General features: G+C 65.7%; 19 protein-coding genes. 9 read left to right on the top strand and 10 right to left on the bottom strand.

Features of this window, described 5'->3' with window-relative positions:
• Positions 1-75 precede the first annotated feature (75 nt).
• Positions 76-2,151: a lytic transglycosylase domain-containing protein gene (locus OCUBac02_RS16235; RefSeq protein WP_173047041.1), complete on the bottom strand. Its 2,076-nt coding sequence runs from the start codon at positions 2,149-2,151 to the stop codon at positions 76-78.
• 217 nt (positions 2,152-2,368) lie between these two features.
• Between OCUBac02_RS16235 and dapA the strand changes: the two genes are divergently transcribed.
• Positions 2,369-3,262 (top strand): 4-hydroxy-tetrahydrodipicolinate synthase, encoded by an 894-nt coding sequence (dapA, locus tag OCUBac02_RS16230; RefSeq protein ID WP_173047039.1) that lies wholly within the window; start codon positions 2,369-2,371, stop codon positions 3,260-3,262.
• Between the two features lie 163 nt (positions 3,263-3,425).
• Entirely contained in the window at positions 3,426-3,899 is a 474-nt protein-coding gene (smpB, locus tag OCUBac02_RS16225; RefSeq protein ID WP_047580144.1) for an SsrA-binding protein SmpB, read from the top strand.
• 120 nt (positions 3,900-4,019) lie between these two features.
• On the opposite strand, the gene OCUBac02_RS16220 is transcribed toward smpB, so the two are convergent.
• The 6 genes from OCUBac02_RS16220 to lepB form a co-directional block, all read right to left on the bottom strand.
• On the bottom strand, positions 4,020-4,361 hold the full coding sequence (locus OCUBac02_RS16220) for an endonuclease domain-containing protein (protein ID WP_173047037.1): 342 nt from the start codon (positions 4,359-4,361) through the stop codon (positions 4,020-4,022).
• Between the two features lie 89 nt (positions 4,362-4,450).
• Positions 4,451-5,083, bottom strand: coding sequence for a LabA-like NYN domain-containing protein (locus OCUBac02_RS16215; protein WP_047580143.1), 633 nt, complete (start codon positions 5,081-5,083; stop codon positions 4,451-4,453).
• Between the two features lie 139 nt (positions 5,084-5,222).
• Positions 5,223-5,768, bottom strand: a complete 546-nt coding sequence (locus tag OCUBac02_RS16210; protein WP_173047035.1) for a sugar O-acetyltransferase — start codon at positions 5,766-5,768, stop codon at positions 5,223-5,225.
• A 171-nt stretch (positions 5,769-5,939) separates the two neighbouring features.
• Positions 5,940-6,857, bottom strand: coding sequence for a GTPase Era (gene era, locus OCUBac02_RS16205; protein WP_173047033.1), 918 nt, complete (start codon positions 6,855-6,857; stop codon positions 5,940-5,942).
• Positions 6,850-7,581, bottom strand: a complete 732-nt coding sequence (gene rnc / locus OCUBac02_RS16200; protein WP_244638959.1) for a ribonuclease III — start codon at positions 7,579-7,581, stop codon at positions 6,850-6,852. Before rnc ends, era begins: the two co-directional genes overlap by 8 nt.
• Positions 7,578-8,345 (bottom strand): signal peptidase I, encoded by a 768-nt coding sequence (gene lepB / locus OCUBac02_RS16195; protein ID WP_052232407.1) that lies wholly within the window; start codon positions 8,343-8,345, stop codon positions 7,578-7,580. The genes rnc and lepB overlap by 4 nt, the downstream gene beginning before the upstream one ends.
• Before the next feature lie 230 nt (positions 8,346-8,575).
• On the opposite strand from lepB, the gene aqpZ reads away from it, so the two are divergent.
• Complete coding sequence (gene aqpZ, locus OCUBac02_RS16190) at positions 8,576-9,289, top strand: aquaporin Z (RefSeq protein WP_173047029.1); 714 nt, start codon at positions 8,576-8,578, stop codon at positions 9,287-9,289.
• A gap of 212 nt (positions 9,290-9,501) precedes the next feature.
• Here the strand turns inward: aqpZ and acpS are convergent, their stop codons facing one another.
• On the bottom strand, positions 9,502-9,903 hold the full coding sequence (acpS, locus tag OCUBac02_RS16185) for a holo-ACP synthase (RefSeq protein ID WP_173047027.1): 402 nt from the start codon (positions 9,901-9,903) through the stop codon (positions 9,502-9,504).
• Positions 9,904-10,629: 726 nt separating this feature from the next.
• Complete coding sequence (locus OCUBac02_RS16180) at positions 10,630-11,379, bottom strand: pyridoxine 5'-phosphate synthase (RefSeq protein ID WP_173047025.1); 750 nt, start codon at positions 11,377-11,379, stop codon at positions 10,630-10,632.
• 213 nt (positions 11,380-11,592) lie between these two features.
• On the opposite strand from OCUBac02_RS16180, the gene OCUBac02_RS16175 reads away from it, so the two are divergent.
• The 3 genes from OCUBac02_RS16175 (at position 11,593) to OCUBac02_RS16165 (ending at position 16,189) form a co-directional block, all read left to right on the top strand.
• Positions 11,593-13,302 (top strand): ATP-binding protein, encoded by a 1,710-nt coding sequence (locus tag OCUBac02_RS16175; protein WP_173047023.1) that lies wholly within the window; start codon positions 11,593-11,595, stop codon positions 13,300-13,302.
• 102 nt (positions 13,303-13,404) lie between these two features.
• On the top strand, positions 13,405-13,794 hold the full coding sequence (gene rpoZ, locus OCUBac02_RS16170; RefSeq protein WP_047580699.1) for a DNA-directed RNA polymerase subunit omega: 390 nt from the start codon (positions 13,405-13,407) through the stop codon (positions 13,792-13,794).
• 184 nt (positions 13,795-13,978) lie between these two features.
• A complete protein-coding gene (locus tag OCUBac02_RS16165) occupies positions 13,979-16,189 on the top strand; it encodes a RelA/SpoT family protein (protein ID WP_173047021.1) in 2,211 nt (736 codons plus the stop codon).
• Positions 16,190-16,394: 205 nt separating this feature from the next.
• Here OCUBac02_RS16165 and OCUBac02_RS16160 read toward each other — a convergent pair whose 3' ends face one another.
• Positions 16,395-17,234 (bottom strand): LysR family transcriptional regulator, encoded by an 840-nt coding sequence (locus OCUBac02_RS16160; RefSeq protein WP_173047019.1) that lies wholly within the window; start codon positions 17,232-17,234, stop codon positions 16,395-16,397.
• Between the two features lie 112 nt (positions 17,235-17,346).
• Here OCUBac02_RS16160 and OCUBac02_RS16155 point away from each other — a divergent pair, with 112 nt between their 5' ends.
• The 3 genes from OCUBac02_RS16155 to parC all read left to right on the top strand — a co-directional run bounded on the left by OCUBac02_RS16155 (position 17,347) and on the right by parC (position 21,101).
• Positions 17,347-17,730 carry a tautomerase family protein gene (locus OCUBac02_RS16155; protein ID WP_047582381.1) on the top strand — a complete coding sequence of 128 codons (384 nt, stop codon included), beginning with the start codon at positions 17,347-17,349 and terminating at the stop codon, positions 17,728-17,730.
• Between the two features lie 240 nt (positions 17,731-17,970).
• Positions 17,971-18,732, top strand: a complete 762-nt coding sequence (gene recO, locus OCUBac02_RS16150) for a DNA repair protein RecO (RefSeq protein ID WP_173047017.1) — start codon at positions 17,971-17,973, stop codon at positions 18,730-18,732.
• Positions 18,733-18,854: 122 nt separating this feature from the next.
• A complete protein-coding gene (gene parC, locus OCUBac02_RS16145) occupies positions 18,855-21,101 on the top strand; it encodes a DNA topoisomerase IV subunit A (RefSeq protein WP_173047015.1) in 2,247 nt (748 codons plus the stop codon).
• The last annotated feature ends 73 nt before the right edge of the window (positions 21,102-21,174 follow it).

Raw genomic sequence — 21,174 nt, 5'->3', positions numbered from 1 at the left:
GCTCAGGCTGGGCGAGCCGTCTTCGACGCGTCGCTGCGCACCCGGACGGCGTTGCGACGACAATGTCGCGCCGCGCTAATCCTGCTTGCCCCCGCGCTTCAGGTCGTGGTCGATCAGATAGGCTGTGCGCTGGTTCAGCCGCTCGCGATAGACCTGCAGGTTCTCCATGACGCGCTGGACGTAGTTGCGTGTCTCGGAAAACGGGATGCGCTCGACCCAGTCGACCGCATCGACTTCGGGATCGCGAGGATCGCCATAGGCGGCGATCCATTTCTTCACATTGGGCGAGCCGGCATTATAGGCGGCGAAGGTCAGGATGTAGGAACCGCGCCATTCCTTGAGCAGGTCGTTGAGATGGGCCGCGCCCATCCGCGCCGCATAAAGCGGGTCCTGCCCCAGCTTCTGCCAGTCGAAAGGCAGCCCGGCGCGCCTTGCCGTCTCGCGCGCCGTCGCCGGCATCATCTGCATCAGCCCGCGCGCGCCGGCATGGGACATCGCGGTCGGATCGAAAGCGCTCTCCTGCCGGGCGATGGCGTGGACGATGGCCCGCTCCATCGGGTCGCCGAGCACGTCGAAATCCGGGATGCCGTCGACCGGATAGGCCGCCATGTCGAGCGGGAAACCGCGCTGCAGCGCGGCCTTGCCGATGCCGACCTGTACGCGCGCATCGGTTTCGTGCCGGGCGATGGCGGCAATCGCCTCCAGGGCCTCGGTCGTGTGCAGGCGTCGCGCGAGATCGTTCAGCATCAGCGTGGCGAGGTTGCGCTCGCCGATACGGTAGAGCAGCCGCATGGCGCGATGGCCGGGCAGCGTCTCCAGTCCGGCGGCAACACTGCGCCGCAGCGGCAGATCGGAGAAGCCGAGTTTCGCACGCGCCAACTGCCCGTAATAGGCGACCGGGTGTTCCGCCGCCTTGCCGAAGGCGGCCCTGGCTTCGTCGGTCCTGCCGAGAGCCTCATAAGCGCGGCCCTGCCAATAGGCGGCGCGCGCGACCGAGATCGGCGTCTCGGCGATACCGGCGGCGGCATCGAAATGCTTGAGCGCCACATCCGGCTTCCTGAGAAAGCGCAGCGCCAGAAATCCCGCATGCCATTCGGCCTCGATCCGCTCGGCCGCATCCTCGGCGCCATGGCCGGAGGAGACCTCGTAGGCCTTCTGGGGCTGGCCGGCATCGAGCAGCTTGCGCGCGATGATGCGCCGCTCCTCCCACCAGCCATCGCCGTCGCCGAGCAGGGCGGGATCGCGCGGGATCGCGGCCAGCGCCTTCACGGCATCGTCGAGCCTGTCGCCGCGGCGCGCCTGCTGCGCCTGCAGGAACGCGAAGGAGATATCGCCGCGCAGCGAGGCTGGCACGGCTGCGATCAGTTTCTCGGAGATCGGCCGGCGCGCCCTGGCGCTGGCCAGCCGAGCCTTCGCCAGCACGACATAGTCGGCCGAGACGCGAGCCGCGTTGCGCAAGGCCGCCGCGCTGCTCTCGCGAAACAGGAAGCGCTCGGCGCGCAGGCGATGGTCGTCCTTGCTCAAGACGTCCGCGAAGGCGGCGAGCGCGATCTTCTCCAGCGACTGGCCGAACAGGTCCTTCCGCCAGCTCTGGCGGATGAGGGAGTTGGCTTCCTCGGCCTTGCCTTCATCCTTGAGCGCAACGGCCAGCGCGATCCGTCCGGCCGGCGAGACCGGCTGCTGGCCATGGAAGAAGGCGCGCACGATCGCCGGACTCTTCTTCTCGGCGATCAGCGCCTCCTCCGCGCGGCGTCGAAAACGGGTTGTGGCCGGATAGTTCGGGTGCTCGCGCAGGAAGGCATCGATGCGCAGGAAGCGCACCGCACCGGCATTGGTATGGATCGCCACCCATTCGAGCAGGGATCGTGTCGAGCGGTCGTCGATCCGGGCGGCGAGATCGTCGCCCTCGGCGAGCGCGCCGCGTCGGTACGCGGCGACCGCGGCCTTAACGGCCTGCATATTGACGTCGTCATCGCCACGCAGCGCATTGGCGGGGTAGGGCAGCGCGCCCGTGGCCTCGACATCGCCGAGCATGGCGAGTTTGCGCTGGGTCGCGAGCATGCCGTCATCGCCTGCCAGCGTCGATGACGCCGAGAGCAGGGCGGGCAGCAGCAGGCAGATCAGTCTCCTCGCGGCGGCAGGCGAGGCCATGGCGCGGCTCCGATGCTGGACACGGAACCAGAGCGCCACTTCGCCCGGCAGCGGGCATGCGGTCTGGGGCCGATATCTGTCGATGGTCGGGGATGGCGGTTTATGAAAGCTTAACTATGAGGCCACGCATTTTCATGACTTGCCGGCTTTGCCTTGGCGAGACGACGGTTTATGTGTGGCGGCCCCGCAACCCGCGTTTTCGTCCCAGGATCGTCCCATGACCAAGCACATTGCCTTCACCGGCTCGATGCCCGCTCTGGTCACGCCGTTCAAATCCGGCAAGGTCGACGAGCAGGCGCTGCGTGCGCTGGTCGAATGGCAGATCGGGAACGGCTCGACCGGGCTCGTGCCCGTCGGCACCACCGGCGAGAGCCCGACCCTGTCGCATGACGAGCACAAGCGCGTCGTCGAGATCGTCATCGACCAGAACAAGGGCCGCGTCCCGGTCATCGCCGGCGCCGGCTCGAACAACACGATCGAGGCGATCGACCTCGCGGTCCATGCCGAAAAGGCCGGCGCCGATGCCGTGCTCGTGGTCACGCCCTATTACAACAGGCCGACCCAGGAGGGCCTGTACCAGCACTTCAAGGCGGTGAACGATGCGATCGGCATTCCGATCATCATCTACAACATCCCGCCGCGCTCGGTGGTGGACATGTCGGTCGAGACGATGACGCGGCTCTATGAACTCAAGAACATCGCCGGCGTGAAGGATGCGACGGCCAATCTCGCCCGCGTCTCGCAGCAGCGCCATGCCATGGGGCCGGATTTCATCCAGCTCTCCGGCGAGGACATGACCGCGCTCGCCTATATGGCGGCCGGTGGCCATGGCTGCATCTCGGTCGTCGCCAATGTCGCGCCGCGCCTCTGTGCCGACCTGATGGAAGCTGTCCAGAAGGGCGACTATGCCAGCGCGCTGAAGGTGCAGGACCGTTTGGTGCCGCTCCATGACGCGATCTTCAAGGAGCCCGGCCTTGCCGGGGCCAAGCATGGCCTGACGCTGCTTGGCCGCATCGAGGAGGAGGTGCGCCTGCCCTTGATGCCGGTGACCCCGGCGACCGGCAAAGTCATTCGCGAGGCCATGGTTTTCGCCGGGCTGTTGAATGCCTAAATAGGATAGGTGACCGCGCCGACAGGCGCGGTCATTCGCTTGCCGATAGCGGCAAGTGAGAGAATGATAAGGCCGGCCTTTCCAGAGGCTTGGGCGCCGATCCCGAATCGGATTCTCAAGCGCTGACGATGCCGGTCGGACAAGATGGATTCAGCGGAACGGCATGAAGAAACCCGATCCGGAGCGCTATCGCCTTGCGGCGGATAACCGCAAGGCGCGCTTCAATTACGAGATCAAGGAGACGATCGAGGCCGGCCTTGCCCTGCAGGGCACGGAGGTCAAGTCGTTGCGCGGTGGCCGCGCGACGATCGGGGAGAGCTATGCCGGCCCGATGGGCGACGAGCTCTGGCTCTTCAACTCCTATATCCCCGAATATCTCGAAGCGAACCGCTTCAACCACGAAGTCCGCCGCCCGCGGAAGCTGCTGCTGCATCGCCGCCAGATCCACAAGCTGATGGGCGCGATCCAGCGCGAGGGCTACACCGTCATTCCGCTGAAGGTCTATTTCAACGAGAAGGGCCGGGCGAAGATCGAGCTCGGCCTCGGCCGCGGCAAGAAGCTCCACGATAAGCGCGAGACCGAGAAGACCCGCGACTGGAACCGCGACAAGCAGCGCCTGCTGAAGACGGGTGGGTGAACACCGGTTTCAGAAGAAGGCGCGGGGAACCCCTCTCCTGTAAGGAGAGGGGCAGGGGTAAGGTGTAGGCCCCTGGACCAGTGAGGCGGCACGATCTCTGCCCTTACACGATCTCTGCCCTCAGGAGACTCCAGCGGCAGCCCGAATCCTCGCGACGACGGCATCGCGATCGTTCAAAACCTCTTCATTGCGGAACCGGATAAGCACGAAGCCGTGGCGTTCGATCTCGGCTGTTCTCGCTGCATCATAGTCTCGATCCGCCAGATGCTGGCGGCCGTCGATCTCGATGATCAGCTTGCGCTCGAAACAGAGGAAGTCAACGGTATAGGCCAGAAGAGGCACTTGCCGGCGGAACTTGAGGCCATCAATCCGGCGACCTCTCACCAGTTCCCAGAGGACATCCTCCGGCTTGGTCGCCCGCTGCCGAAGTTGTTTGGCGAAGCTCTGCTGCTCCGATACCATCGCTCTTTCCTGCGAACGGCCGACACCTCACCCCTACCCCTCTCCTTACAGGAGAGGGGATCCCGCGCGCTGCTGGAAGCAGGCTTCGCCTACCCCTCCGCCGGCTCGTCGCCCTGGCGGATGCCGTAGCGACGCTCCAATGACGGGTTGCCAGGCGCGCCCGGCGCTCCAGCAGAACCGCTGCGGCTGGCGCGCTCGGCCGGATCGCGGCCGATCTTCTGCATGAGCTGGGCGAGATCGACGAACTCGTCGCACTGGCGCCGCAATTCGTCCGAGACCATGGGCGGGTTGGTCGAGATCGTCGAGACCACCGAGACCTTCACGCCCTTGCGCTGCACGGCTTCGACCAGCGGCCGGAAATCGCCGTCGCCGGAGAACAGGTAGATCTGGTCGAGATGCGCAGCGAGCTCGAGCATCTCGATCGCCAGCTCGATGTCCATGTTGCCCTTGATCCGGCGCCGGCCGGTGGCGTCGGTGAACTCCTTCGCCGCCTTGGTGATCACCCGGTAGCCGTTGTAGTCGAGCCAGTCGACCAGCGGCCGGATCGAGGAATACTCCTCGCTCTCGACCAGCGTGGTGAAATAGAAGGCGCGGATCAGGTTGCCACGCCCCTGGAATTCCCGCAGCAGGCGCCGGTAGTCCATGTCGAAGCCGAGCTGCTTCGAAGTGGCGTAGAGATTGGCGCCATCGATAAACAGCGCGATGCGCGGTGCGGCGCTCATGGCAATCACTCCTGCTGAAATATCTTTAGGCGTCAAAATGGATGTAAAACGCGTTCGAACAATGTCGTTTCACGACTGAAATTTGACAAGTTACAAGGGGTGTCCGTGTCACCTTGACGCAGCGCGACAGCCCTCTGCGTCAGGGCCGCAAGCGCGCGGGATTGCCCACCGCGGTGCCCTCGGCAGGCACGTCGCGCGTGACCACGCTGCGTGCGCCGATAATGGCGTCGTCGCCGATCATGACGCCGGGCAGGATGATCGCGCCGCCGCCGATCCAGACATTGCGCCCGATGCTGACAGGCCGTCCGAATTCCAGCATCTGCCGGCGCTGGGCCGGGTCGCGGGGGTGGTCGGCGGTCAGGATCTGCACGCCGGGGCCGATCTGCGTGCCGTCGCCGATCGTGACCGCGACGACGTCGAGGATGATGCAGTTGAAGTTCAGGAAGACGCCGTCGCCCAGGCTGATGTTGTAGCCGTAGTCGCAATGGAAGGGCGGGCGGATGACGACGCCGCGCCCGACATAACCGAAGGCCTCCCGCATGAGCTCCAGCCGTGCTTCGGGCGTCGCACCGGTCGCGTTTAGCCGCTCCATCCAGGCGCTGATGCGACGGTTGTCGTCGATGAGCTCTGGGCTGTCGGCGCGGTAAAGCTCGCCGGCCAGCATCTTGTCCTTCTCGCTGCGCATGTCCTGAATTCCAATCCACAGCCCTCATCCTGACGAGCGCCTTCGGACGCATTTCGAAGGATGCTTCAGCAAGCTCCGGATATCTGGAGCATCCTTCGAGACGCCGCTGCGCGGCTCCTCAGGACGAGAGCTTACGGAGTCAAAGGTCGGAAAACGGCCGGCTTGAGGCGCTCAGCCTTTGCCCTTCGGGAATTCCAGCCCCATCTCGCGGTAGCGCTCCGGATCGTCGCTCCAGTTCTCGCGCACCTTCACGAACAGGAAGAGATGGACCTTGGCCTCGGCCGCCTCCGCGATCTCGATGCGCGCCCTCTGGCCGATCGCCTTGATCGTCTGGCCGCCTTCGCCGAGCACGATCTTCCGCTGGCCCTCGCGCTCGACATAGATCGTCTGCTCGATGCGGACCGAGCCATCGGGCTTCTGCTGCCAGCTCTCGGTCTCGACGGTCGAGCGATAGGGCAGTTCGTCATGCAGCCGCTCGAACATCTTCTCGCGGGTGATCTCGGCGGCGAGGAAGCGCAGCGGCGCGTCCGAGATCTGGTCTTCCGGGTAGAGCCAGGGGCCAAGCGGCAGGCGCTTCTCCAGCCAGGCCAGGATGTCCTTGACGCCGTAGCCGGTCAGCGCCGCGACCATGAAGGTCGTCTCGAAGCTGCCGCGCTCGTTCACCTTGGCGGTGATTTCGAGCAGCTTCTCCTTCGGCACCGTGTCGATCTTGTTGAGGATCAGGAATTTCGGCTGCTTCAGCTCGGCGAGCTTTTCGAACAGCGCGGTGTTCTCCTCATGGTCGAAGCGCGCGACGTCGACCAGCACGCCGATCAGGTCGGCATCTGTAGCGCCGCCCCAGGCGCTCGTCACCATCGCGCGGTCGAGCCGGCGCTTGGGCGCGAAGATGCCGGGCGTGTCGACGAAGATGATCTGCGCCGTGCCCGAGAGCGCGATGCCGCGCACCTGCGTGCGCGTCGTCTGCACCTTGCGCGAGACGATCGAGATCTTGGCGCCGACGAGCTGGTTGAGCAGCGTCGACTTGCCGGCATTCGGCGCGCCGATCAGCGCGACGAAGCCGCAGCGCGTGGCTTGATCGGTTTCAGACATTTTCGCTTTCCGGGTTGTCGTTCCACAGGCCCTCGCGTCTCAGGAAGGCTTCGGCCGCGGCCTGCTCGGCCAGCCGCTTGGAGGGGCCGCGCGCCTCGGCGTCGTTGAGCCCCGTGATCCTGGCGGCGACGACAAAGACCGGCGCGTGATCGGGGCCGGACCGGCCGCGCTCGCTATAGGTCGGCGTCGGATAGCCCCGCCCTTGCGCCCATTCCTGCAGCACGGTCTTGGCGTCGCGCAAGGGCCGGACTGGCTTCAGCATGCGCTCTCCAAAAGCGCGTTCGACCAGCGCGCGCGCCGCCTCGTAGCCGCCGTCGATGAAGACGGCGCCGATGATCGCTTCGCAGGCATCGGCCAGGATCGCCTTGTTCTTGCGGGCGCCGCCGAGGATCTCGCCCTCGCCGAGCCGCATGAACTGGCCGAGATTCCAGCCCTGAGCGACCTCGGCGCAGGTCTCCTTGCGCACGAGATCGGCGAGCCGGCGCGAGAGATTGCCTTCCTCCGACTGCGGGAACTGCCGGAACAGCAATTCGGCGACCGACAGGCCGAGCACGCGGTCGCCGAGGAATTCGAGGCGCTGGTAGCTGGCGAGGCGCGAATCCTCGGCGCTCATATGGGTCAGCGCGGTGGCGAGCAGGCTAGGGTCCGCGAAGCGGTGCCCGAGCGCGGCTTCGAGCCGCGCGGTATCCGGGGCCTTTCGCCCGCTTTCGCCCGCCTTGCTCACTTGATGGTGCTGAACAGACGGTTCCAGCGAACCGTATAGGGCCATTCCCAGATCTTCCAGGCCGAGGCGCCGTCCTCGATCGAGAAGAAGATGATCTCGGCGCGGCCGACGAAATTCTCGAAGGGCACGAAGCCGACGCTGCGGTCGCGCGAATCGAGAGAGTTGTCGCGGTTGTCGCCCATCATGAAGAAATGGCCGGGCGGTACCGTGAAGACCTGCGTGTTGTCGAAGGTGCCGGTATCGCCCTCGCGCTCGATGATCTGGTGGCTGACGCCGTTGGGCAGCGTCTCGCGATACTGGATCGTGGGCACGCTGCGGCCCCAGTTGTCGGCGGTCACGTAGTCGGCGATGCGCTCGCGCTTCACCGGCTGGTTGTTGATGTGCAGGATGCCGTCGATCATCTGGATGCGGTCACCCGGCAGGCCGATGACGCGCTTGATATAGTCGGTCGAATTGTCGCTCGGCAGCTTGAACACGGCGATGTCGCCGCGCTTGGGTTCGGCCGCCCAGACCCGGCCTGAGAACAGCGGCGGGCTGAACGGGATCGAATGCTTGGAATAGCCATAGGTGTATTTCGACACGAACAGGTAGTCGCCGATCAGCAGCGTCGGGATCAGCGAGCCCGAGGGGATGTTGAAGGGTTGGAACAGCAGGGTACGAATGACCAGCGCGATCAGCAGTGCCTGGACGACGACCTTGATCGTCTCGAGAACGCCGCCTTCATCCTTGGCCGCCTTGCTTTTGCTGTCGACGTCGTTGGCCACGCGGGCGCTCCTGAGACTGCGATCCAGCGCGCGGTCTATCCGACTATCGCGTCTGCGACAACGCGCAAGAGCGGCAAGGGGAGGGGCGCCGAGAAATAACGGAGAAGGGTCGCGCGGGACTTCCGGATCGGAAGATGGCGAGACAAGGGCGGTTTTGGCGCCTGCGACAGATTGACTGCCCCAATTTTAGCCAAAAGCATCACAGTCGCGCGACACTGGGGGAATCACTCATGAGCACGAAAAAATTAGCGGCCGAAGCCATCGGCACGTTCTGGTTGACCTTTGCAGGTTGCGGCAGCGCGGTGATCGCAGCAGGATTTCCGAATGTCGGTATCGGGTTGCTTGGCGTTTCGCTGGCCTTCGGCCTCACCGTCGTGACGATGGCCTATGCGATCGGCCATATCTCCGGCTGCCATCTCAACCCGGCCGTGACGGTCGGCCTCGCGGCCGGCGGGCGCTTCCCGGCGGGACAGGTCGTTCCTTATATTGTCGCGCAGGTCGTCGGCGCCGTCGTGGCCGCCGGCGTCCTCTATCTCATCGCCAGCGGCGCGCCGGGCTTCGATTTGGCCGGCGGCTTCGCCTCGAACGGCTATGCAGAGCACTCGCCCGGCAAGTACAATCTCGTCTCGGCCTTCCTGATGGAAGTCGTGATGACCATGATGTTCCTCTTCATCATCATGGGCTCGACCCATGGCAAGGCGCCGGCCGGCTTCGCTCCGCTCGCGATCGGCCTCGGGCTCTGCCTGATCCATCTCGTCAGCATCCCGGTTACCAACACCTCGGTGAACCCGGCCCGCAGCACCGGCCCGGCGCTCTTCGTCGGCGGCTGGGCCCTGCAGCAGCTCTGGCTGTTCTGGGTGGCGCCGCTGATCGGCGGCGTGCTCGGCGGCGTGATCTATCGCTGGCTGAGCGACGAGCCGGAAGGTCAGGTCACCGGCCGTTGAGTCGAAGCGCTGGCATCATCGTTCCAGGCCGCGCCGGAGGAGTGCGCCCGGAACGATGAGTACGACGCATATTGCGTCATGGTCGGGCTTGTCCCGACGATCCACGCCTTCCCTCGTACCATGCGGTGTTCAAGACGTGGATGCTCGCCACAGGGGCGAGCGTGACGATCTGGAGTACGCTGCTTTGGTAGCAGGGGAACGAGCGAGGTGCCTCAGGTTATCGGCCGGGCCTCGATCACCACGAAGGCCTGGGCCAGCGGTGGGTCGTCCGTCAGCGAGACATGGACGAAGGGCTCGTGGCCCGGCGGTGTCATGGCCTTCAATCGGGCCGCTGCGCCGCCGGTCAACCGCATGGTCGGACGCCCGCCCGGCAGGTTGACCACCTCCATGTCGCGCCAGAACACGCCGTGGCTCATGCCGGTGCCGAGCGCCTTCGAGCAGGCCTCCTTGGCGGCGAAGCGGCGGGCATAGGACGCGGCGCGGGTGGCGCGGCGGTCCGATTTCGTCCGCTCGCCCTCGGTGAAGACACGCTGGGTGAAGCGCTCGCCGAAGCGTTCGAGCGAGCGCTCGATGCGGCGGATGTCGCAGAGGTCGGAGCCGATACCGAGGATCATCCGAGGGGTCTAAAGCATGGGGCCAAAAAACGGAAACGTGACGTCTCGGTCGACGCGCCTGGGCCGCGCGTCCGGATAGAAGCCGTTAGTCGACTCGCATGCCCCAGATAGGGAATGAGGGGTCGGTGTCCGTCCGTTACTCTCGTCCCGTGATTGCCTGTCGGAGGGCATAGTATCTCCCCGACATAGGTATCGATTGTGAGGATCGAACAGTGAAGATGCCAGTCTTGCCTTTGCTCGCCGCAATCATCGCATTGTGGTCCAGCTCACCCAGTTATGCCCAGGGGCATTACAGCCCCAGGAAGAAGCAGATAGACGAGACAAGCAGACGATTGGAGGCCGGCGCAGCCGCTCACAGAAGGAGGTTGGAGGCGATGGGAATTGGAGGCAAACGCGGCGGCGGCCGCAAAGGCGACTGCAATCCATGCAGTGCCGAGAAGCGGTAGGGATTGTCCTCGCCCATGTCTCAGATCGGAAACCGCCTGAGCCGATGCTTGCAAGCATGACACTCGCGACCATTCTGGTCGCTCATCCTGCAGCGGCAATGCCCGTTCAAGATCACAGTCGGCATCTTTGCGTTCCTCGGAACATGCGCTGCGTTCGCGAACCTTGTCCGCGCTGGGATTGTTCTCCCGGTGCGCCCGACGCTCGCTTTCACGATCATCGTTGCCACCCGAGCTGGTCCGGGTGGAGGCCAGGCTACTGAAAGCGGCGACGCCCGCGCAGCTAGCCCGCCCGCCCCTCGTCCATCGCCTGCCGCATCCGGCGGATCGCCTCTTCGAGGCCGATGAAGATGGCCTCGCCGATCAGGAAATGGCCGATATTGAACTCGACGAAGGCCGGCACGGCCGCGAGCGTGCGGGCGGTGTCGTAGTCGAGACCGTGTCCGGCATGCATTTCGAGCCCGAGCCTGGCTCCGAGCGCCGCGCCGTCGGCAAGCCGCTGGAATTCCGCCTCGGCCTTCGCGGTCTCGCCGTCGAGGACGGCATGGCACCAGCTTCCGGTATGCAGTTCGACCACCGGTGCGCCGAGCTTGGCGGCCATCGCGATCGGCGCCTCGTCCGGCTCGATGAACAGCGAGACGCGGCAGCCGGCCGCCTTCAACCGGGCGATCGCGGGCTTGAGATGGCTTTCCTGCCCGACCACGTCGAGCCCGCCTTCGGTGGTGCGTTCCTCGCGCTTTTCCGGCACGAGGCATGCCGCATGCGGCTTCAGCCGTTCGGCCAGCGCGATCATCTCTTCGGTCGCGCCCATCTCGAAATTGAGCGGCTTGGTCAGTTCTGTGGCGAGGCGCTCCATGTCGGCGTCGCGGATATGGCGCCGGTCCTCGCGCAGATGGGCGGTGATGCCGTCGGCGCCGGCGGCGATGGCGAGATGCGCGGCCCGGACCGGGTCGGGCAGGGCGCCGCCGCGCGCGTTTCGCACCGTGGCGACATGGTCGATATTGACCCCCAAACGCAGCCGATCGGCCATCATGCATCCCCTTGTTTCTTAGCGTCCTGCTTAGACGAAAGCAGCGCATCGGCTCAATGCAGGGATTGTGATGCCCGGCTCACGAAAACTGATCGGTGTGGGAGCGAGCCAGACGGTTACGATTCGATAAAGCGGAATAGCCGGCCAGCGTGAAGGTAATCGTAACCGAAACTCCGTAGCGTCGACGTCCGATACAGCAGAATTCACACGGGGCCGATGCAACTCCCACTGAAGAACGCGGCTTTTCACACGGATGTTTCGCCCGACAGGCGCGAGGCAGACCAGCCGCCCGAGCGGGCGCTGGGGCGCGTCATCGCCTGCGACGGCTCGCGCGCCACGATTCTCAGCGCGGTTTCGACCGGGGGCTGGCTGGCGGGCGATGCCTGGGCCATTGGCCGGATGGTGTCGATCAATCTGGGTTCGAGCCGCATCGTCGCGCTGGTCTACAAGCTGCACGCCGTCGAGCCGGCCTGGAGCGATTCCGAGGAGAACCCGATCCAGGTCGAGGTCGAATTCCTCGGCGAGGTGCTGGAAAGCGCCGAAGGACGAGTACGCTTTCAAAGCGGCATCAGCACCTTTCCGCCCATCGGCGCGATCGCCCACCGCATCCGCTCCGGGGATCTCGCGCTCGTCCACGATCTCGGCGATCGGTCCGGCGTCGAGATCGGCCATGTCACGCAGGATGCGAGCATCCCTGCGACGGTCAGCGTCCAGGACATGCTCTCGCGCCATTTCGCACTGGTTGGGACGACCGGCGTCGGTAAGTCGAGCGCGGTCTCGCTCCTGCTGCGCCGCGCCGTCTCGGTCCGTCCACGGCTGCGCGTGCTCATCCTCGATCCGCATAACGAGTATTCCAGCGCCTTTCCGGACCTTGCCCTGACCATCGACGGCGAGAGCCTTGATCTGCCGTTCTGGATGTTCAAGCAGGACGAACTGGCCGATGTCGTGTTCCGCGGGCGCGCCGCTCTCGATGACGAACCGGACATCCTGCGCGAGGTCGTCTCGGCGGCGCGCGCGCGCTATCGCCAGCCCAACGGCCAGGACCTGGCACGCGATCTCGGCTCGAGCCTGCTGAAGCGTCCGCTCGACCTCGGCGTCTCGCGCCAATCCGCCGAGGCCCAGCAGGGCGGGGCCGCCGATGCCGCGACGCCTTATCGTATCAAGGACGTCTTCGCGGTCATCGACGAGCTGATCGGCCTGCATGAGCAGCGCTGGCCGCGTGCGGCCCTGCGCTCGCTCAAGGTGCGGCTGGAAGCGCTGCATGCCGACCCGCGCTATCGCTTCATGTTCGGCCGGGCCAACATGTACGAGACCGTGGCACCGATCCTGTCCCAGGTCTTCCGCATTCCGATGCATGGTCGGCCGATCACGGCCTTCCAGCTCGGCGGCCTGCCGTCGGAAGTGGTGAACGCGGTGGCCTCCGTGCTGTCGCGTCTGGCTTTCGATCTGGCGGCTGCCAGCCAGGGCGCCTGCGAGATCCTCGTGCTCTGCGAGGAGGCGCATCGCTACGTGCCCTCCGATCCCCAGCTCGGCTTCGCGCCGACCCGGCAGGCGCTCGCCCGGATCGCCAAGGAAGGCCGCAAATACGGTGCCTATCTCGGCATCGTGACGCAGCGCCCGGGCGAGCTCGACCCCACCATCCTGTCGCAGTGCTCGACGATTTTCGCGATGCGGCTGGCCAACGAGCGCGACCAGCAGATCATCCGTTCGGCGATCTCCGACGCCTCCGCCAGCACGATCAACTTCCTGTCCTCGATCGGCAATCGCGAGGCGATCGCCTTCGGCGAGGGCGTGGCCACGACGATGCGCATGCGCTTCGCCCAGCTCCAGCCGCACGAGCTGCCGGCGATGGGCGCGCGCGGGGGCGAGGTCGCGGGCCGGTTCGAGCCGACGCTGGACGACATGGTGCGCCGCATGGGCGCGTGAAGCAGCGCGGCGGCCAGCGAAATTCTTGCATCGCGGCGGCTTTGCCTGTAAGGCCGTGCTCAATCCATTTCCCTGCATCGCTGAGATCGGAAGAAGCCGGCCATGGCTCGCGTTACCGTTGAAGACTGCATCGACAAGGTCGAGAACCGCTTCGAGCTGGTGCTCCTCGCCAGCCACCGCGCGCGGATGATCCAGTCGGGCTCGTCGATCCTCGTCCCCCGCGACAACGACAAGAACCCCGTCGTCGCACTCCGCGAGATCGCCGACGAGAAGCTCAAGCCCGAGGACCTCAAGGAGGACCTGATCCACTCGCTCCAGAAGCATGTCGAGGTCGACGAGCCGGAGCAGGAGACCGTGCCGCTGCTCGCCAATCCGGCGACCGCTTCGACGCCCGACAGCGAAGTCCAGTTCGATCGCATGAGCGAAGAGGATCTGCTGCGCGGCCTCGACGGCCTCGTGCCGCCGACCGAAAGCGCCGACGACGAGGATTGATTCCCGGCGGAAGCAGGCTGCGTTAATCGGATGTGAATCGATTGTTCACCGTTTCCCAGTAAAGCCCGGCAGCGCCGGGCTTTTTTCATGGCCCTCTTCCGGAAAACGCCTTGCTGCCGCCGATGCCTGTGCAAATAATAATGCGTTGCAATGATCGCAGGATGAGGCTGAGGCCCGTATGGGCATGATGCGGCAATACGAACTCGTCGACCGGGTCAGGAGCTATAACCCGAATACCGACGAGGATTTGCTCAACCGGGCCTATGTCTATGCCATGCGCGCGCACGGCACGCAGAAGCGCGCCTCCGGCGATCCTTTCTTCGCGCATCCGCTCGAAGTCGCGGCGATCCTCACCGATCTCAAGCTCGACGACGCCACCATCGTCGCCGCGGTCCTGCACGATACGGTCGAGGACACGGCCGCGACGCTGGAAGAGATCGAGACCATGTTCGGGCCGGATATCCGCCGGCTGGTCGACGGCCTCACCAAGATCAAGAAGCTCGACCTCGTCTCGAAGAAGGCGGCGCAGGGCGAGAATTTCCGCAAGCTGCTGCTCGCCATCGCCGACGATATCCGGGTGCTGCTGGTCAAGCTCGCCGATCGCCTGCACAACATGCGCACCCTTCATTTCGTCCCGCCCGAGAAGCGCCTGCGCATCGCCGAGGAGACGATCGAGATCTATGCGCCGCTCGCCGGCCGCATGGGCATGCAGGAACTGCGCGAGGAACTGGAGGAGCTTTCCTTCCGCCATATCAAGCCGGAAGCACACGCCACCGTGACCAAGCGGCTGGAGGAGGTGACGGAGCGCGAGGGTAAGGTCATCGGCGAGATCGAGGCCGACCTCAAGGAGAAGCTCGCCGCCAGCGGCATCCAGGCCGAGGTCTTCGGGCGGCGCAAGCGCCCCTATTCGATCTGGAAGAAGATGGAGCGGAAATCCGTCTCCTTCGAGCAGCTTTCAGACATCTTCGGCTTCCGCGTCATCGTCGACAGGCCGGAGGATTGCTACCGCGTGCTCGGGATCGTCCATATGACCTGGCCGATGGTGCCGGGCCGTTACAAGGACTATATCTCGACGCCCAAGCAGAACGACTACCGGTCGATCCACACGACCGTCGTCGGCCCCGGCCATAGCCGCGTTGAACTGCAGATCCGCACCGACAACATGGACCGCATCGCCGAATACGGCATCGCCGCCCATGCGCATTACAAGGACGGCCGCGCGGGCGAGCCGATCGGGCTGGCCGACGAGAGCCGCGCCTATCAATGGCTGCGCCGCACCGTCGACCTGCTGAACGAGGGTGACAGTCCCGAGGAATTTCTCGAGCATACCAAGCTCGAGCTCTTTCACGATCAGGTCTTCTGCTTCACGCCGAAAGGGCGTCTGATCGCGCTGCCGCGCGGCGCGACCCCGATCGATTTCGCCTATGCCGTCCATACCGATGTCGGCAACAGCGCCGTCGGCGCCAAGATCAATGGCCGCATCGCGCCGCTCCTCACCGAGTTGCAGAACGGCGACGAGGTCGAGATCACCCGCGCCGACGGGCAGGCGCCGCCGGCCGCCTGGGAATCGCTCGTCGTCACCGGCAAGGCCCGCGCCGCGATACGCCGCGCGACCCGCGTCGCGGTGCGCCGCCAATATGCCGGCCTCGGCCGCCAGATTCTCGAGCGTGCCTTCTCGCGCGCGGAGCGGGCCTTCTCCGACGACAAGCTCAAGGCTGCGCTGAAGCGGCTCGCGCGTAACACCATCGACGACGTGCTCGCCGCGGTCGGCCGCGGCGAGATGTATTCGGGCGACGTGGTCAAGGCGGTCTATCCGGATATGGAACCGGAGAAGCGCGTGGCGTCCGACGGCAGGCCGGGTGCCGCCGCCGATGGCAAGGGCTGGTTCGAGCTGCGGCAGGGCGAGAACCTCAAGTTCAAGCTGCCGGGCGAGGCGTCGGACAATGCGATCCCGATCCGTGGTCTTGGCGGCGATTTGCCGGTGCGTTTCGCGCCGCAGGGCGGGGCCGTGCCTGGCGATCGCATCGTCGGTATCCTGACGCCGGGCGAAGGGGTGACGATCTACCCGATCCAGTCGCCGGCGCTTGCCGCTTTCGACAACGAGCCGGATCGCTGGCTCGATGTCCGCTGGGATCTCGACGACAAGGCGCCGCAGCGCTTTCCGGCGCGCATCGCCCTGACCTCGATCAACGAGCCCGGCTCGCTTGCCCAGATCACTACCACGATCGCGGAGCATGACGGCAACATCGATTCGGTCTCGATGAACCGGCCGAGCCAGGATTTTACCGACGTCTCCATCGACCTCACGGTCTGGGATCTCAAGCACCTCTCGGCCATCATCAGCGAATTGCGCGAGAAGCGCGTGATCAGCCGGGTGGAGCGCGTCGTCGGGTAGGGCAAAGTTCAGCCGTCATTCCGGGGCTTCGCGTAGCGAAGAACCCGGAACCCATGACGGGGTGAGCCAATTGCAGCCCGTCATTGAAGGTCCCACCCAGTCGTGGGTTCCGGGTTCACGCCTGCGGCGCGCCCCGGAATGACAAGGGGGGTGAAGCCTGTGCGATCTGGCGCCGACGGCCCGCACGCCGCCACCGCCGTAGGGTTTATCCCCGGAACGCCGCCGCCAGCTCACGTACGAAGGCGCCCGCGCGCGGCGTCGCGACATTGCTCCTGAGTACGACCTGCGATCCGCCGAGCGAGGGCAGGCCCCATGCAGGGCCGACATCGACCGTGCCCGCCGGCGCGATCCGCGCGGCCAGCGGCGAGACGCCGAGCCCGACCTGCACGGCGGCTGCGACCGCCGCCATGCCACCACCGACGAAGGCCTCGCGCCACCGGATGCCGGCGCGGTCGAGGGTGTCCATGCTGTGCCGGCGCAAGCGGCACTCGGCGACGAGGCTGACCAGCGGCACGGGCGCATCAGCCCGTCGCAGAAGATTGGGCGCCGCGAACCAGCCGACCGGATCGTGGCGCAGCACTTCCCCGGTGCGTCCTGCCGCGAGCCGGCGGACGATCGCCACGTCGAGCTCGCCGCGCTCGAACGCCTCTTCCAGCATCCGCGACGGCTCGATCCTGAGGTTGATGACGATGCCGGGATCATGTGCCGTCAGCCGCGCCAGCACCGCCGGGATCTCGGCGCCGACAGCCTGTTCGCTGATACCGACGGCGATATGCTCAGGCGCGACTGCGAAAGCCGCGAGCGCCTTGCCATGTGCGGCCAGCAACTCCCGGGCGGCCGGCAGGAAGCGCTCGCCCTCGGCCGTCAGCCGGACCAGCCGCGGATGGCGCTGCAGCAGCAGCCGGCCGAGCCCGTCCTCCAGCCGCTTCACGCGCGTGCTGACCAGTGATTGCGTCGTGCCGAGCGCCTCGGCGGCGCGTGTAAAGCTTTTCAGCTCGGCCGCGCGCAGGAAGGAGGCGACGGCATCGATGTCCAGGGTGCTCATAAATCATGATATCATATCATTGATATCATCATAGATGCAGTTTTCATATTGTTCGGAGCGACCTATGTTTCGGTTCGACAGGCGCGGCTGCGCCTCGACACGGAGACAGACCATGCCCTTGATCAGGATTTCCATGCGCCGCGGCCGCCCGGCTTCCGAGCCGGCCGCCATCGTCGACGGCGTCTACAAGGCGCTGCGCGAGACCTTCGAGGTGCCGGAGAAGGATCTCTTCGCCGTCGTTCACCAGCATGACGCCGACGAGTTCGTCTTCGACGCCAACTATTTCGGTTTCAACCGCAGCGCCGGACTGGTGATCATCCAGCTCACGGTCGCCAATACGCGCGGCGTCACGCAGAAGAAGAAGCTCTATGCCGCGATCGCCGAGAACCTGATGAAGGAGCCCGGCCTGAAGCCGGACGACATCTTCATCAACCTCGTCGAGGTCAAGCGCGAGGACTGGTCCTTCGGCGGCGGCATCGCGCAATATGTGGCGTGAAGCCGCGCCACCCCTCGCCAACCGCGTCGTCATCCCGGGCGACCGAAGGGAGACCCGGGATCCATTCCGGAACGCCGCCGACAAAGGTTCCGGAATGGATCCCGGATCTCCGCTTCGCTGCGTCCGGGATGCCCGCGCTTCCAAACAAGAGCGGGAGCCCAGCAAAACGAGCAATCGTCCGGTGGCTGGAAACTCGCGCCTGAAATTGCGGCGGCGCCCCTCGCGCCTTAAACCCTCCTCATGGAATGGACCGACGAGGGCACGATCATCGGCCTCAAGGCTCATGGCGAGAGCGCCGTGATCCTGGAGGCGATGACGCGCGAGCACGGCCGCCATCTTGGCCTCGTTAGGGGCGGGCGCTCGTCCAAGGCGCAGGCCTCGCTCCAGCCTGGAAATAGCGTCTCGCTGACCTGGCGTGCCCGGCTGGACGAACATCTCGGCGAATACAAGGTCGAACTGCTGACCTCCCATGCCGCACGCCTGATCGCCGCGCCGGTCGCGCTCTACGGGCTCGGCACCATCGCCGGGCTGCTGCGCCTCCTGCCGGAGCGCGATCCGCATCCCGGCCTTTACGAAGGCCTTTCCGTCCTCGTCGCCCATCTCGACGAAGCGGAGATGGCGCCGGCCCTGATCATCCGCTTCGAATTGGCGATGCTGACCGAGCTGGGCTTCGGGCTCGACCTCGCGCGTTGCGCCGTCACCGGCTCGCCCGATGATCTCAGCCATGTCTCGCCGAAATCCGGCAAGGCGGTCAGCCGGCGCGCGGCCGAGCCTTATCTCGACCGCCTGCTGAAGCTGCCATCCTTCCTCGTCGAGGGGCAGGGCGGGCGGCGTCCGTCCCCGGCCGATATCCTCTCGGGCTTTGCCCTGACGGGCTTTTTCCTGCGCCGCCATATCCTCGATCCCCGCGGCCTGCGCGAGCCGCCGGAGCGGGCGCGGCTGGTCGAAATGGCGACACGGGCCGCGGCGAATGCGCCGCCGGCCGAATCATCCACCGCCTAAGCGCGCAAACGCGCTCCCTGCGTTTGCGCGGGGGGCTTCGTACCTGCATTGTTCTGGCGGGCCGATTCGCGACGTGCCATAGAAGCCGCGCGAAAATTCGACGAGACGAGGGCTGACGCAGCATGGGCAAACCGGTCGATCCGCCGCCGGAAGATGAAGCCGAGCGCATCGATCTGAAATCGGCGCTCGAAGAGCGCTATCTCGCCTATGCGCTCTCCACCATCATGCATCGCGCCCTGCCGGATGCGCGCGACGGTCTGAAGCCGGTCCACCGGCGCATCCTGCACGCCATGCGGCTGCTCCGGCTCGACCCCGGCCAGGTCCACAAGAAATGCGCCCGCATCGTCGGCGACGTCATCGGCAAGTTCCACCCGCATGGCGACCAGTCGGTCTACGACGCGCTGGTGCGCCTCGCGCAGGATTTCGCCCAGCGTTACCCGCTCGTCGACGGGCAGGGCAATTTCGGCAATATCGACGGCGATAACGCCGCCGCCTACCGCTATACCGAAGCGCGCATGACCGAGGTCGCGCGCCTGCTCCTCGACGGGATCGACGAGGACGCGGTCGATTTCCGCGAGACCTATAACGGCGAGGACGAGGAGCCGGTCGTGCTCCCCGCCGCCTTCCCGAACCTGCTGGCCAACGGCTCGCAGGGCATCGCGGTCGGCATGGCGACCTCGATCCCGCCGCACAACGCGGCCGAGCTGTGCGACGCCGCCCTCTACCTGATCCAGCATCCGGAGACCTCCTCCGAGCAGCTCATGACCTTCGTGCCCGGTCCGGATTTCCCGACCGGCGGCATCATCGTCGAGACCCGCGCGTCGATGGCGGAGACCTATCGCACCGGGCGCGGCGCCTTCCGCACCCGCGCGCGCTGGCATGTCGAGGATCAGGGCCGCGGCACCTGGCTCGCGGTCGTCACCGAGATCCCCTACATGGTCTCGAAGGGCCGGCTGATCGAGAAGATCGCCGAACTCCTCAACGACAAGAAGCTGCCGCTGGTCGCCGACCTGCGCGATGAATCCGCTGAGGACATCCGCATCGTCATCGAGCCGCGCGCCCGTAATGTCGATCCCATCCTGATGATGGAATCGCTCTTCCGGCTCTCGGAGCTGGAAGCACGCATCTCCATGAACATGAACGTGCTGACCGGCGGGCTGGTGCCGCGCGTGCTCGGTCTCGCCGAGGCCCTGCGCGCCTGGCTGGACCATCGCCGCGAGGTTCTGCAGCGGCGCTCGCGCTTCCGGCTCGGCCAGATCGACAAGCGCCTCGAAATCCTGCGCGGCCTGCTGATCGTCTATCTCGATCTCGACCGGGTGATCAAAATCATCCGCGAGGAGGACGAGCCGAAGATCGAACTGATGAAGGTCTTCGACCTTACCGAGGTCCAGGCCAACGCGATCCTCGACACGCGCCTGCGGGCGCTCCGCAAGCTCGAGGAGATGCAGCTCAAGACCGAGCTCGACGAACTGACCAAGGAGAAGGAGCAGATCGAGACCCTGCTCGGCTCCGAGGCGACGCAGTGGAAGACGATCGCCTGGGACATCCGGCAGGTGAAGAAGACCTTCGGCCCGGAAACGGCGATCGGCAAGCGCCGCACCGATTTTGCCGATATGCCGGAAACCGCCGATCTCGACCTGACCCAGGCCATGGTCGAGCGCGAGCCGATCACGGTCGTGATCTCGAAGAAGGGCTGGATCAGGGCCTTGAAGGGCCATGTCCAGGACAAGTCGAGCTTCTCCTTCAAGGGCGACGATGCCCTCCAGACGGCCTTCTTCACCGAGACGACGGCGAAGGTGCTGGTGCTCGCGTCGAACGGCAAGATCTTCACGCTGGATGCGTCGAAGCTGCCCGGTGGGCGCGGTTTCGGCGATCCGATCCGCCTGATGATCGAACTGGAGGAGACGGCCGAGATCGTCTCGGCCTTCCCCTACAAGCCGGGCTCCAAGCTGCTGATGGTGACGAGCGAGGGCAGGGGCTTCGTCGCGCCGGCCGACGATGTCGTCGCCAACACGCGCAAGGGCCGACAGGTCCTCAATGTCGACGGCACGCATGTCGCGAGGCTGGCGGTGCCGGCCGATGGCGATCATGTCGCGATCATCGGCGAGAACCGCAAATTGCTCTGTTTCCCGATCTCGGAAGTGGCCGAGATGGGCCGCGGCAAGGGCGTGCGCCTGCAGCGCTACAAGGATGGCGGCCTCTCCGACGCCAGGACCTTCAACCTCGCGGACGGCCTGACCTGGCTCGACACGTCCGGCCGGACCTGGACGGTGACGCAGGCCGATCTCCTCGAATGGCTCGGCCACCGCGCTGAAGCCGGCCGCCTGCCGCCCAAGGGCTTCCCGAAGAGCAATACATTCGGAGGATGAGGGAAAAGACGCGCGTCATGCTCGGGCTTGACCCGAGCATTTCATGCCAGATCAACGGCTTGCCGGAAAAACC

Origin of the sequence: Bosea sp. ANAM02 (assembly GCF_011764485.1) — a bacterium.
Classification (GTDB): Bacteria; Pseudomonadota; Alphaproteobacteria; order Rhizobiales; family Beijerinckiaceae; genus Allobosea.
The sequence above is the reverse complement of the archived record's forward strand: the minus strand, read 5'-3'. Positions and strand labels throughout refer to the sequence as shown.